14 protein-coding genes are annotated in these 12,183 nt (G+C 68.0%); 7 read left to right on the top strand and 7 right to left on the bottom strand.

From position 1 onward, the window contains the following. From sufB to V6M42_RS02785, 3 genes are all read right to left on the bottom strand, one after another. Positions 1-1,112 (bottom strand): Fe-S cluster assembly protein SufB (gene sufB, locus V6M42_RS02795; protein ID WP_332676998.1); only part of this gene is annotated, 1,112 nt, incomplete at its 3' end. Continuing rightward, the gene (locus V6M42_RS02790) at positions 1,112-2,251 is read right to left on the bottom strand and encodes a cysteine desulfurase family protein (protein WP_332676996.1); all 1,140 of its coding nucleotides are present in this window, start codon (positions 2,249-2,251) and stop codon (positions 1,112-1,114) included. The genes sufB and V6M42_RS02790, both read right to left, overlap by 1 nt. Beyond that, a complete protein-coding gene (locus tag V6M42_RS02785; protein WP_332676994.1) occupies positions 2,248-2,715 on the bottom strand; it encodes an Rrf2 family transcriptional regulator in 468 nt (155 codons plus the stop codon). Before V6M42_RS02785 ends, V6M42_RS02790 begins: the two co-directional genes overlap by 4 nt. Positions 2,716-2,873: 158 nt before the next feature. Between V6M42_RS02785 and V6M42_RS02780 the strand changes: the two genes are divergently transcribed. Continuing rightward, complete coding sequence (locus V6M42_RS02780) at positions 2,874-3,524, top strand: alpha/beta hydrolase (RefSeq protein WP_332658210.1); 651 nt, start codon at positions 2,874-2,876, stop codon at positions 3,522-3,524. A gap of 55 nt (positions 3,525-3,579) precedes the next feature. Here the strand turns inward: V6M42_RS02780 and V6M42_RS02775 are convergent, their stop codons facing one another. Genes V6M42_RS02775 through V6M42_RS02765 form a run of 3 tightly spaced genes read right to left on the bottom strand, consistent with a single transcriptional unit; the run spans position 3,580 to position 6,268 of the window. Next, entirely contained in the window at positions 3,580-4,533 is a 954-nt protein-coding gene (locus V6M42_RS02775; RefSeq protein ID WP_332676992.1) for a DMT family transporter, read from the bottom strand. Continuing rightward, complete coding sequence (locus V6M42_RS02770; RefSeq protein WP_332676990.1) at positions 4,530-5,735, bottom strand: exo-beta-N-acetylmuramidase NamZ family protein; 1,206 nt, start codon at positions 5,733-5,735, stop codon at positions 4,530-4,532. The genes V6M42_RS02775 and V6M42_RS02770 overlap by 4 nt, the downstream gene beginning before the upstream one ends. Next, positions 5,732-6,268: a DOMON-like domain-containing protein gene (locus tag V6M42_RS02765; RefSeq protein ID WP_332676988.1), complete on the bottom strand. Its 537-nt coding sequence runs from the start codon at positions 6,266-6,268 to the stop codon at positions 5,732-5,734. The genes V6M42_RS02770 and V6M42_RS02765 overlap by 4 nt, the downstream gene beginning before the upstream one ends. Before the next feature lie 94 nt (positions 6,269-6,362). Here V6M42_RS02765 and tyrS point away from each other — a divergent pair, with 94 nt between their 5' ends. From tyrS to V6M42_RS02735, 6 genes are all read left to right on the top strand, one after another. After that, positions 6,363-7,622 (top strand): tyrosine--tRNA ligase, encoded by a 1,260-nt coding sequence (gene tyrS, locus V6M42_RS02760; RefSeq protein WP_332676984.1) that lies wholly within the window; start codon positions 6,363-6,365, stop codon positions 7,620-7,622. 13 nt (positions 7,623-7,635) lie between these two features. Further along, positions 7,636-8,100 (top strand): peroxiredoxin, encoded by a 465-nt coding sequence (locus V6M42_RS02755; protein ID WP_332658201.1) that lies wholly within the window; start codon positions 7,636-7,638, stop codon positions 8,098-8,100. A gap of 199 nt (positions 8,101-8,299) precedes the next feature. Continuing rightward, on the top strand, positions 8,300-9,451 hold the full coding sequence (locus V6M42_RS02750) for a M23 family metallopeptidase (protein ID WP_332676982.1): 1,152 nt from the start codon (positions 8,300-8,302) through the stop codon (positions 9,449-9,451). Next, entirely contained in the window at positions 9,435-9,962 is a 528-nt protein-coding gene (locus V6M42_RS02745; RefSeq protein WP_332676980.1) for a bactofilin family protein, read from the top strand. Before V6M42_RS02750 ends, V6M42_RS02745 begins: the two co-directional genes overlap by 17 nt. Positions 9,963-10,168: 206 nt before the next feature. Beyond that, on the top strand, positions 10,169-10,564 hold the full coding sequence (locus V6M42_RS02740) for a hypothetical protein (protein WP_332676977.1): 396 nt from the start codon (positions 10,169-10,171) through the stop codon (positions 10,562-10,564). 201 nt (positions 10,565-10,765) lie between these two features. Further along, complete coding sequence (locus tag V6M42_RS02735; RefSeq protein WP_332676975.1) at positions 10,766-11,026, top strand: hypothetical protein; 261 nt, start codon at positions 10,766-10,768, stop codon at positions 11,024-11,026. Positions 11,027-11,038: 12 nt separating this feature from the next. Here the strand turns inward: V6M42_RS02735 and prfB are convergent. Further along, a protein-coding gene (gene prfB / locus V6M42_RS02730; protein ID WP_332676972.1) for a peptide chain release factor 2 occupies positions 11,039-12,161 on the bottom strand; the annotation gives its coding sequence in 2 pieces (ribosomal slippage) (positions 11,039-12,091 and positions 12,093-12,161; 1,122 coding nt in all). Between the last annotated feature and the right edge of the window lie 22 nt (positions 12,162-12,183).

Here is a 12,183-nt window from a genome sequence, read left to right as displayed (position 1 = left end):
GACACCGCCTTGGCGATGATCCGGCTCTTCGAATTCTTGCCCAGATGGATCATCTTGGTGCCGGTGTCGGCCTGCTGATGTCCGTTGGTGATGGCGATGGAATAGAATTCGCCCGAGCTGTCCTCGCCCTTGAGGATGCAGGACGGGTATTTCCACGTCACCGCAGACCCCGTCTCGACCTGGGTCCAGCTCACCTTCGACCGGTCGCCGCGGCAGTCGGCGCGCTTGGTGACGAAATTGTAGATGCCGCCCTTGCCCTCGGCGTCGCCGGGGTACCAGTTCTGCACGGTCGAATATTTGATCTCGGCGTCATCCAGCGCGACCAGTTCGACCACCGCCGCATGCAGCTGGTTCTCGTCGCGCATCGGCGCGGTGCAGCCCTCCAGATAGGAGCAGTAGCTGCCCTTGTCGGCGATGATCAGCGTCCGCTCGAACTGGCCGGTGTTCGAGGCATTGATGCGGAAATAGGTCGACAGCTCCATCGGGCAGCGCACGCCCGGCGGGATGTAGACGAACGATCCGTCCGAAAAGACCGCGCTGTTCAGGGCTGCGAAATAGTTGTCCGAGACCGGCACCACCGATCCCAGATATTTCCGCACCAGCTCCGGGTGTTCGCGGACCGCCTCGCTCATCGGCAGGAAGATCACCCCGACCTTGGCCAGCTCGGCCTTGAAGGTCGTCACCACCGACACACTGTCGAACACCGCGTCCACGGCGTATTTGGGCGCGCCCTCAACCCCCGCGAGGACCTCCTGCTCCTTCAGCGGGATGCCGAGCTTGGCGTAGACGGCCAGCAGCTCGGGATCGACCTCGTCCAGCGACTTCGGCCCGTCTTTCTTCTTCGGCGCGGCGTAGTAGTGCAGGTCCTGATAGTCGACCGGCGTGTATTTCACCGACGCCCAGGTCGGCTCCTCCATCGCCAGCCAGCGCTCATAGGCGGCCAGACGCCATTCCAGCATCCATTCCGGCTCGCCCTTCTTCTCCGAGATGAAGCGCACGATGTCGGCGTTCAGTCCCTTGGGTGCGAACTCGGTGTCGATATCGGACGTGAAGCCGTGCTCGTATTTCTCGAGGGCCGCGACCGCGTCGATGGTTTGCTGGACGGCGGCCATCAGGCGTCTTCCCTCGACCGCGCGGCCGCCCGCTGGCGATGCTTCGCATAGGCCTCGACCCAGGCCGCGGCGAACCGCTTCCAGTCGTCCTCCGTCGTGCCCCAGCCGCCCGAGATGCGGATGCCGCCGGTGGCCTTGTCGATCATCCCCGTGGCCAGGATGGCGCGCGACGGCTTGGTCTTGCCCGACGAACAGGCCGAGCCGGCCGAGACCATCAGCCCCATCAGGTCCAGGGTGATCAGCTGTTGCGGGCTCTCCCAGTCCGACACGGCCATGAACAGGGTGTTGGGCAGCCGTTCGGCGCCCTCGCCGATGATGGTGGCGCCGGCGGCCTTCACCACCGCCTCGGCGGCGTCGCGCCAGGCCGCATGGGCCATCGCAGCCGGCAGGTCGCGCGCGGCGCAGACGGCGCTCATGCCGAAGCCGGCGATCCCCGGCACATTCTCGGTGCCGGCCCGCAGGCCGCGTTCCTGCCCGGCGCCGTGCAGGATGCGCACGGCCTCCCGTCCCTCGCCCATGATCAGGGCCCCGACGCCCTGCGGCCCGCCCAGCTTGTGCGCGGACAGGGTCAGGCTGTCGGCCATGAGTTCGCGGATGTCGACCGGGATCTTGCCGGCCGACTGGATGGCGTCGACGTGCAGCCAGCCGCCCGCTGAACGCACCAGCCGCGCCGCCTCGACGATGGGCTGGATGACGCCGCTCTCGTTGTTCGCATGGTGGATGGCCACCACCGCCTTGCCCGGCTGGCCCAGCAGCTGGCGCAGCTTGTTCAGGTCGACGACGCCCCGCGCGTCGACCGGCAGCATCTTGACCGGCTTGCCCGAAGCCGTCGCCGCCTCGGCCACGCACGGATGTTCGGTCGCGCCGACGATCAGCCGGTCGCAGCCGGCCGCGATGGCGCTGATGATCGCCTGGGCGTTGGACTCGGTCCCGCCGCTGGAGAGGATCACCGACTGCGCATCAGCCCCGACCAGTTCGGCGATCTGGGCCCGCGCCGTCTCGATCCGCGCCCGCGCCCGCCGTCCCGCCGCATGCACGGCCGACGGATTGCCGTTGTCCGCGAGCGCTTTCGCCATCACGTCCTGGACCTCGGGACGCACCAGGCCCGAGGCGTTGTAGTCAAGGTACACGGGGTTCACGCGGCTACTCCAACCTCGGCGGTGCGGCGGCGGGCGCCGGTGCGGTTCATCACCACGTCTTCCAGCGAGACTCCGGCCAGATAGCGGTGGATCTCGTCGCCCAGATCCTCCCACAGATTGTGGGTGATGCAGCGCTCGCCGGCCATCATGCAGCCCTTGGGCGACGAATGGCCGATGCAGCGGGTCGCCCGGATGGGTTCGTCGACCGCCAGAACGATCTCGGCGATCACCGTCTCCTGCGCCCCCTTGGCCAGCCGGTAGCCGCCGCCGGGCCCGCGCACGCTCTGCACCAGGCCGCTTTTCCGCAGCCGCGCGAACAGCTGCTCCAGATAGCTCAGCGAAATCTCCTGACGCGTCGCGATTTCGGCCAGCGACACGGCCCGGACCACGCCGTCGGCGTGCCCGTTCTTGGCCAGATCGGCCATCGCCATCACGGCGTATCGTCCCTTGGTCGACAGACGCATCGAGCACCTTCAAAAATCGCGCGCTTTTCGAGGGTCCTGTGCTAGAACCCGCGCCTTCGCAAAGGCGTCGGCGCGCAAGCGGGACTTAGAAAGTCCTACTGCTGTGGTCAAGTATTACGCAGATGCGAAATGACATTTGAACACGGATTTCGCCGCCTATGCCTGAAGTCATCCTGCCCGGCGCCTCTGGTCGTATCGAAGGCCGCTATTCGCCGGGCAAGCGCCCGAACGCTCCGATCGCCCTGATCCTGCACCCGCACCCCAAGGCGGCGGGTCACATGAACAACCCGGTCACCGTGACCCTGTACCAGCTGTTCCAGAAGCGCGGCTTCGCGACGCTGCGCTACAACAGCCGCGGCGTGGGCAAGTCGCAGGGCGAGTTCGACAGCGGCATCGGCGAACTGGCCGACGCGGCAACGGCCCTTGATTGGCTGCAGGCCAACAACCCCGGCGCCTCCCAGACCTGGGTCGCCGGCTACCAGTTCGGCGCCTACATCGGCATGCAGCTGCTGATGCGCCGCCCCGAAACGGACGGCTTCATCTCGGTCTCGCCGCCCTCGAACATGTACGACTTCAGCTTCCTGGCCCCCTGCCCGGCCTCGGGCCTGTTCCTGCACGGCACCAACGACACCGTCGTCCCCCCGGTCGAGGTCGAGCGCGTGGTCAACAAGCTGCGCACCCAGAAGGGCATCATCATCGACTACGAACTGGAAGAGGGCGCGACCCACTTCTGGCAGGACCACATCGGCGCCGTCGAAACCCGCGTCGGGGCCTATCTGGACAAGCGGCTGGCCGAAAAGCCGGCCTGACGCACCCGTCTCCGGACACAGGCGCCGCCGGGACCTCCCCGGCGGCGTTTTCGTTTCAGTGGTCGCCCTCGACCGCCGCCAGGGCGGACGGCCGGTGCGCCCGGACGCACCAGATCACGCTGGCGATCATCATGGCGATGGCGACGATCTCGATCGCCGTCGGCCCGCGCTGCTCCCAGAGATAGCCGTACAGGAAGGCGAACAGCGTCTCGAACACGATCATCTGGCCCAGCATCGACAGGGGCAGCAGCCGGCTCGCCTGGTTCCAGAAGGCGTTGCCGACGATCGAAGCCAGCACGGCCACGCCGAGGCTGACGCCGGCCAGCCGCGCCCAGCCCTCCGCGGTTGTTCCACCCAGGCTGAACATGGCGGGAACCACCAGCAGCAGGGCGAAGCCTCCCGTCACCACGCCGGTCAGCAGCGACCAGTCATGGGCGCTGATCCTTGGCAGGCGCGCCATCCAGCGGCTGTTTCCCACCGCATAGGCCGACCAGCTCAACAGCGCCGCCACGGCGCAGACGAGACCGATCAGCACCTGCCCCGCGTCCCGTTCCAGCGCCTCGCGCGCCAGACTCTCCCGGCCGATCAGGACCACGGCCAGGGCGGCCAGCAGGATCGGCGGACCGATCCGGCGCAGCGGCGGGGCGTCGGGATCCTTCAGCCCCCAGACGGCGACCACGACCGGCACCATGCCCACGATCAGGGCCGAGGCGGCCACCCCCGCGAAATGCACGCTGACCACGAGGAACAGATAGTAGACGATGTTCCCCGCCAGACTCAGCCAGGCCAGGGCGCGCCATGCGCGGACGTCGAGCGCCGCCGCAACCCTTCGCCAGCGGGGAGCCAGCAGGGCGGCGGCGATCAGGCCGTAGGCGAGGTACCGTCCCACGCTCATCAGCAGCGGCGAGGCGTCCGGCGCCATCTTCGGGGCGAGAAAGACCAGGCCCCACATCGCCCCGGCCCCGAGGCCGCAGGCGACCCCCAGCCAACGGTCGCCCGGTTGGGTCACGGATAGAGCAGGTAGGGACGGCGGATCTCCGCCCAGGCCGCCTCATCGGGGCCGGCCAGCGCCTCCAGATCGGCGGGCGTCGAGGCCGCATCGTCGACCCATTCGCGCAGCCCAGGCCCGCCGTTGATCACATCGATGGCCAGTTTGTCGAAGACGTATTCGTACGGGAAGTCCCGCCACAGGGCGTAGTCCGGATACAGCCGCCGGATCGCCTTGAACCCCAGCGCCTGCAGCCGCCACGGCCTGAACGCCGCATGGTCGTAGGCCGGGTCGTCGACGTGGATCTGCACCCCGTTGCACAGCTGGTGCACGTGCTTGTGGAAGGTCGGCTCGAACCAGCAATCGCGCAGCCGGCAGCCTTCCAGCCACTCCGGCGCGAACGCCTGCATCCCGGCGATCACGGCCCGCGCATCGATGTCCGGCGCCCCGAACAGCTCCAGCGGCCGCGTCGTGCCCCGGCCCTCCGACAGGGTCGTGCCCTCAAGCATCACCGTGCCCGCATAGGCCCGCGCCATCGACAGGTTTGCCGCATTGGGACTCGGATTGATCCAGCTGCGCTCGCCGATCGGCCAGCCGTAGCCCGGCCCCTGATCGGGGGCCCAGCCCTGCATCTCGATAACCCGGTACTCTACATCCAGCTTGAAGTGGTCGATGAACCAGCGGCCCATCTCGCCCAGCGTCATCCCGTGCCGCATCGGCATGGGCCCGGCCCCGACGAAGCTCTCCCAGCCCGGCAACAGGGTCGTCCCCTCGACCGGCCGTCCTGCCGGGTTGGGGCGATCCAGCACCCACACCGCCTTGCCGTGTTTCGCCGACTCTTCCAGCACGTACAGCAGGGTCGTCACGAAGGTGTAGATGCGGCAGCCCAGGTCCTGCATGTCGACCAGCAGGACATCGAACGTCCCCATCGCCTGTCCGCTCGGCCGGCGCACCTCGCCGTAAAGGCTGAACACCGGAATGCCGTGCCGCGGGTCGGTGAAGTCCGGGCTCTCCATCATATTGTCCTGCAGGTCGCCCCGCATGCCGTGCTGGGGCCCGAACGCCGCCGTGACGTCCAGGTCGTCGCACGCCATCAGCGCATCCAGCGAATGCGTCAGGTCCGCCGTGACCGAGGCCGGATGCCCCAGCAAGGCGACCCTGCGCCCCTTCAGCGCGGCCCTCAGTTCGGGCTCGGACAGCAGGCGGTCGATGCCGAATTTCATGCGGGCTCCACGGCGGGCAGGTCGAAGATGAAGGAGGCGGCGTTGTGGAAGTCGGGCTGCTCGCCCGGATGCGTCAGGGCCCACCAGGCCAGGGCGCCGTCCGCATCCTCGACGACGGCCGAAAGCGCCAGCCGCCAGTCGGATCCCCCGAACGCCGGAATGCCGCTCAGGTCCACCAGCGCCTCGAGTTCGTGACGGTCCGGATATGCCCGGCTCTCGATCTGCGGCGGCGGAACGTCCAGATCCGCCATCTCTGCGCGGTAGCCGTCAAAGCAGTAGGCCGCCCAGCGCGTCGAGGGCGACAGGTTGAGCTCGTAATAGACCTCGCCCGCCGTCGGCCGGATGAAGGCCTCGAGGCACGTATGCCGCCACAGATGATCAACCCGGACGGACTCCGTCATCGGCGGCAGTTTCAGCTCGTCCGTCGGGGCGTGAATCACATACCGCAGGGCCAGCCGCCCGTGCTGGGGACGCCAGGCCGTCACCTCCACCCGCGACGCCGCCTCGCCCGTGGACGCCGGGTGGCGCAGCAAAGACAGTCTCTGTCCGGACGCTCCGGCGGTTCGCGCTTCCATACGCCCGTGCTACACGCCCCTTCCCTCCCAAGCCAAGCCTGATCCCCGACTCATGACCGCCGAGACCGCCTTCAAGTCCGACTTCCTGAAAACCCTTCAGGCGCGCGGCTACATCCATCAGATCACCCACCCGGCCGAGCTGGACGCCGCCGCAGCCTCCGGCGTGGTCACCGGCTACATCGGCTTCGACGCCACCGCCCCGTCGCTGCACGTCGGCAGCCTGATCCAGATCATGATGCTGCGTCGCCTCCAGCAGGCCGGCGGCAAGCCCATCGTCCTGATGGGCGGCGGCACGACCAAGGTCGGCGACCCGACCGGCAAGGACGCCTCGCGGCCGCAGCTGACCGACGAGACCATCCGGTCGAACATCGCCTCGATCCGCACCGTGTTCGAGAAATTCCTCACCTTCGGCGACGGCCCGACCGACGCGATCATGCTGGACAATGACGCCTGGCTGTCCGGCTACGGCTACATCCAGTTCCTGCGCGACTTCGGCACGCATTTCACCGTCAACCGGATGCTGGCCTTCGACTCGGTCAAGCTGCGGCTGGAACGCGAACAGCCGATGACCTTCCTCGAGTTCAACTACATGCTGATGCAGTCGGTGGACTTCCTCGAGCTGAACCGCGCCCGGAACTGCACCCTGCAGATGGGCGGCTCGGACCAGTGGGGCAACATCGTCTCGGGCGTCGATCTGGTGCGCCGCGTCGACCACAAGGCCGCCTTCGGCCTGACCACGCCGCTGCTGACCACCGCCTCGGGCGGCAAGATGGGCAAGACGGCCCAGGGCGCGGTCTGGCTGAACGCCCAACAGCTTTCTCCCTACGACTACTGGCAGTTCTGGCGGAACGTCGACGACGCGGACGTGGGCAAATTCCTGCGGCTGTTCACCGACCTGCCGCTGGACGAGATCGCGCGGCTGGAAGCCCTTGAAGGCGCCGGCATCAACGACGCCAAGAAGACGCTCGCCGACGCCGCGACGACGATGCTGCACGGCCCTGACGCCGCCGCCACAGCCCGCGCCGCGGCCGAGGGCGCCTTCGAACGCGGCACGCTCTCCGCCGACCTGCCGACCGTTGAAATCCCGTCCGCCGAGGTCATCGGCGCCATGATTGCGGCCGTCACGACCAAGGCCGGCCTGACCGCCTCCAACGGCGAGGCCCGCCGCCTCGCCCAGGGCGGCGGCCTGCGTCTCAACGACGAGGCTATCGCCGACGGCGCCCGCCTGATCGAGGCCGGCGACGTCAATGCCGACGGGGTCCTGAAACTGGCGGCCGGGAAGAAGAAGATCGTTCTGGTGCGGCCGGTCTGACGGGAGAAGAGCGTTGGAAATCACCGAAGGTCAGAAAGCCCCCGCCTTCGACATGGCCGCCGACAACGGCGGCCGCGTGTCGCTGGCCGATCTGAACGGGCGGAAGATCGTCATCTTCTTCTACCCCAAGGCCGACACTCCGACCTGCACCAATGAGGCCAGGGACTTCTCGGCCCTCGCCGATGCGTTCGCCGCCGCCGGCGCCGTGGTCATCGGCGTCTCCCGCGACCCGGTCAAAAAGCTCGACCGGTTCAAGGCCAAACACGATCTGAAGGTCGTCCTCGCCTCCGACGAGCCCGAGGACGTGACCAATGCGTGGGGCGTCTGGGTGCAGAAGAAGCTCTATGGCCGCGAATACATGGGTATCGAGCGCGCGACCTTCCTGATCGACGGAGCCGGCGTGGTCCGCCGGGTCTGGCGCAAGGTGTCAGTCAAGGGCCACGCGGCCGAAGTCTTGGCGGCGACGCAATCACTCTGAATACGGACGTTTCTCTACAACCAGAGATGTAACGCCCGTTTCACAGATTCTCGCACTCGCCTAGCAGGCGAATTTGCGGCCCGAATACCGTCTTCATTCCCGCGAAACCGCGTTATCGTGGTTAACAAAGCGTGAAGAGACTTGCCGCCTCCGCAATGCCGGGCGCATAAACCCCGCTCGTACGTGGGGGCGTTGCGTGATGACCGAACATGAGCCGACCGGCAGGCGGTCTCTGGTCGGAAAATGGTTTCCGACCCGATATCTGTATCTGCGCGACGGCGACGCCGTCCGCGCCTGGGCCCTCACGCCCGCCAAACAGATCCTCGCCGCCGCCGCCGCCGTCCTGATCGGCGGCTGGACCCTCGCCGCCTCGGGCAGCCTGATCCTCGACATGGCGGCCCAGAGCCAGTCCGACCGCACGGTCGCCCGCGCCCGCGCCGCCTCCGAGCGAATGAACGCCGACCTTCAGGCCCGTCTGGACAGCGCCGTCGTGCGCATGAGCGCCACCACCGGCTCGCTCGACGAAATGGCCCAGATGGTCGAGCGCCGCCACGCCGCCCTGACCCAGGTCATGGGCATGTTCCGCGGCGTCGAGGGCGCCCAGACCGCCCTGCGCCCCGCCATCGCCCTCGATCCCGCCAGATCCTCTCCCGTCCAGCGCATGATCGCCGTGCGCATGGATCAGGAGCGGCTGATCTCGCGCGCCGAGAACGAGGCCCACACACGGGCCGAGCGCCTGCGCCTCGCCTTCCGTCTCGCCGGGCTGAACCCCGCCGCCTATGCGCCGCACGACACGGCCCTGGGCGGACCGCTGGTCGAGGCCCGCGATCCGCGCGCGCTGGCCGCCGTTCTGGACGTGGACGAGGCCTTCGCCGTCCGCATCCGCCACGCCGCCGACAACCTGTCCGAAATGCGCACACTGGCCAACGCCGCCGAGGGCATGCCTTTCCGCCGTCCGACCCAGGCCCGTACCACTTCGGGATTCGGCGTCCGTTTTGACCCGTTCAACGGCCGTCCTGCGCTCCATCAGGGACAGGATTTCGCCGCGCCGCTGAACACGCCCATCTACGCCCCCGCTCCCGGAATCGTGTCTTTCGTCGGCGTGCGATCCGGCTATGGCAACACCGTAGAGGTGGACCATGGCCGGGGGTTCAAGACCCGCTACGCCCACCTGAACGCGACCTCGGTCGCGGCTGGCCAGAGAATTGCATTGGGACAGCGTGTCGGCGCCATGGGAACCACAGGACGCTCAACCGGCGTTCACCTGCACTACGAGGTGTGGATGAACGGCCGCCCGCAAAACCCAGCCCGCTTCATGAGAGCCGGAGACCAACTTGTTCAACAAGACTAAATCCCCCGTCCCGCCCGCCGAGCCGCGCGCCAACGCCGGCGCGGCTATTCCGCCGCTGCCCGATCTGCCGGCGCCCGGCGCCGCGCCGCGTCCCGCCGCGCCTGCGCCGACCAGCCAGCGCGGCCTGTCGACCCTGTCGGCCGACCTCCAGTTCGACGGGACCATCACCGGCTCCGGCGACCTGCAGATCGACGGCTCGATCAAGGGCGATGTCCGCGTCGGCCGCCTGATCGTCGGCGAGACCGGCGCCATCGAGGGCAATGTCTCGGGCGACTATGTCGAGATCCGCGGCCGCGTCGTCGGCGCCATCTCGGGCAAGCAGGTCAAGCTGATCGCCACCGCCTATGTCGACGGCGACATCACCGCCGAACAGATGTCGATCGACATCGGCGCCTATTTCCAGGGCCGTGTCCTGCAGGGCCGCCGCGAGGCTCCCGCCCCGACCGCCGCCCCGCGTCCGGCCGCGCCCGAGCCCGCGCCGCAGGTCATCGACATGAAGCCGCAGGTCTGATCCTCTCGGTCTGAAAGACAAAAGGCCCCGGAGCGATCCGGGGCCTTTTTTCATGGCCATGCCCGGCTGCGCGGGACGGTCCCGGCTGCCCATTTCCGATTCCTGACACGCCGGGGTAGCGTGCATATCGGCGGTCGTTCACGGGCGCGCCCGATCTCGATGACTTCGCCGCTCCACCCACATTTCACATGCCCCGGGGAGGGACCATGTCTCGCTTTGTCTTCATTGGACTGACCAGCCTGATCCTCGCGTCTTGCGGGCCTGCGGATCAGCCGCCGCCCCCTGAAGCCGCCGCGCCGGCGCCGGCGGCTGCAGCGCCCGCCAGCACTCCTGAGGGCGCCTGGACAAAGATCAGGATCACCGGTCTCACCTGTGGCGACAACTGCTATCTCCAGATCCAGCCGATCGACGGCGGCGAGGCGAATGAGGTGATGTGCTCCGCCGACCTCTGCACGCCCTGGTTCGAAAGCCAGGCTCTGCCGGTCGGGGTCAGCGACAAGACCTGGGAAGTTCAGATGGGCGCCGTCGATCAGCTCGATAATGAGGGCACGGTCATGGACGATAACTTCCCGGCCGTTCTCGCGATCCGCGAAGCGACCTGAGCCGCACTGTCACATGCCCGGGGAGGGCGCCGCATGTCTCGGACTGTCGTTATTGGACTGACCGTCCTGATCCTCGCCGCCTGCGGGCCTGCGGATCAGACCCCGACCGCTGAAACCGCTGCGCCAGCGTCAGCCCCGGCGCCGTCGCAGGCTGCGTCGGCGAGCCCTCCCCGCCCCCCCGGGCCGATGTCCTGGGAGGCCATGCAGGACCATTATCGGCTGATCGAGGTCGAGCCGACCGACCCTCTGGAAGCGCTGGAGTACCGCGCGGTCATTTGCGCGCACCTCAGCGGCGAGGTCGGCAGTGAAGTTCCCGAGCGGGAGCAGTACCTCAGCACGCAGATAGACAAGCACCGGTGCGAGGATCCGCTGGTGGCCGAGGTGCGCGCCATGCGACAAGCCCGTTCCAACGACCCCGCTGCGGTGAGCCGGCTCGATACCATTCTCGCGAACCTCTATTAGGCCCCCGGCTTCCTATTCCACCGTCGATCCGCGCGTCTCGCCCACCCGGGCCGCCAGCGCCGCCCCCATGAAGGCGTCCAGATCCCCGTCCAGGACCCCCTGGGTGTCCGAGGTCTCGACGTTGGTCCGCAGGTCCTTGACCATCTGGTACGGCTGCAGGACGTAGGACCGGATCTGGTGGCCCCAGCCGATGTCGGTCTTGGCGTCGGCCACGGCCTGGGCCGCGGCCTCGCGCCGCTGCAGCTCCAGTTCGTACAGCCGCGCCCGCAGCATCTTCCACGCCTGTTCGCGGTTCTGGTGCTGCGACCGGCCGGCCTGACAGGCCACCACGGTGTTGGTCGGAATGTGCGTCAGACGCACCGCCGAGTCGGTCTTGTTGATGTGCTGGCCGCCCGAGCCCGAGGCGCGATAGGTGTCGGTGCGCACGTCCGACGGATTGATGTCGATCTCGATGGCGTCGTCCACCACCGGCGACACCCCGACCGAGGCGAACGAGGTGTGCCGTTTGGCCGCCGCATCATACGGGCTGATGCGCACCAGCCGGTGCACGCCCGATTCCGACTTCAGCCAGCCATAGGCGTTAGGCCCCGTGATCAGGATGGTGGCCGACTTGATGCCCGCCTGGTCGCCCGATTCCTCGGCCTCCAGCTCGACCTCATAGCCGTGCGCCCTGGCCCAGCGCGAATACATCCGCAGCAGCATCCCGGCCCAGTCGCAGGACTCGGTGCCGCCGGCGCCGGAGTTCACTTCCAGATAGGCGTCGTTGCCGTCGGCCTCACCGGACAGCAGGGCCTCCAGCTCCGCGCGGCCCGCACGGTCCTTGATGCCCTTAAGCTGGGCGCGCGCCTCTTCCAGCGTCGCCTCATCGCCTTCCTCGTCGGCCATTTCGGAGAGCATCACGCCCTCTTCCAGACCGGTTTCCATCTCGCGGACGGTGTTGATCTGGGCCTCGAGGCGCGAACGGTCTCGCGACACGGCCTGTGCGGCCTCGGGGTCGTTCCACAGCGTCGGGTCCTCGACCCGCGCGTTCAGCTCATCGAGCTTCCTGAGTGCGACATCCCAGTCAAAGACGCCTCCTGAGCAGAGCGATGCTCTGCTCGATGTCGGCCTTCATGGCCTCGACATCCGGTCTCATCGCATTCTCCGGCGATACAAGG

It is taken from the genome of Brevundimonas sp. (genome assembly GCF_036677305.1).
Lineage (GTDB): Bacteria > Pseudomonadota > Alphaproteobacteria > Caulobacterales > Caulobacteraceae > Brevundimonas.
Note: the sequence above shows the minus strand (reverse complement) of the source record. Positions and strands in the feature narration are given on the sequence as shown.

Bases quoted from the DNA above. Each gene is read 5' to 3' on its own strand.
- V6M42_RS02785 (WP_332676994.1), bottom strand. From the start codon at position 2,715: ATGCGTCTGTCGACCAAGGGACGATACGCCGTGATGGCGATGGCCGAT.
- V6M42_RS02780 (WP_332658210.1), top strand. From the start codon at position 2,874: ATGCCTGAAGTCATCCTGCCCGGCGCCTCTGGTCGTATCGAAGGCCGC.
- V6M42_RS02770 (WP_332676990.1), bottom strand. From the start codon at position 5,735: ATGAAATTCGGCATCGACCGCCTGCTGTCCGAGCCCGAACTGAGGGCC.
- tyrS (WP_332676984.1), top strand. From the start codon at position 6,363: ATGACCGCCGAGACCGCCTTCAAGTCCGACTTCCTGAAAACCCTTCAG.
- V6M42_RS02750 (WP_332676982.1), top strand. From the start codon at position 8,300: ATGACCGAACATGAGCCGACCGGCAGGCGGTCTCTGGTCGGAAAATGG.
- V6M42_RS02740 (WP_332676977.1), top strand. From the start codon at position 10,169: ATGTCTCGCTTTGTCTTCATTGGACTGACCAGCCTGATCCTCGCGTCT.
- V6M42_RS02735 (WP_332676975.1), top strand. From the start codon at position 10,766: ATGCAGGACCATTATCGGCTGATCGAGGTCGAGCCGACCGACCCTCTG.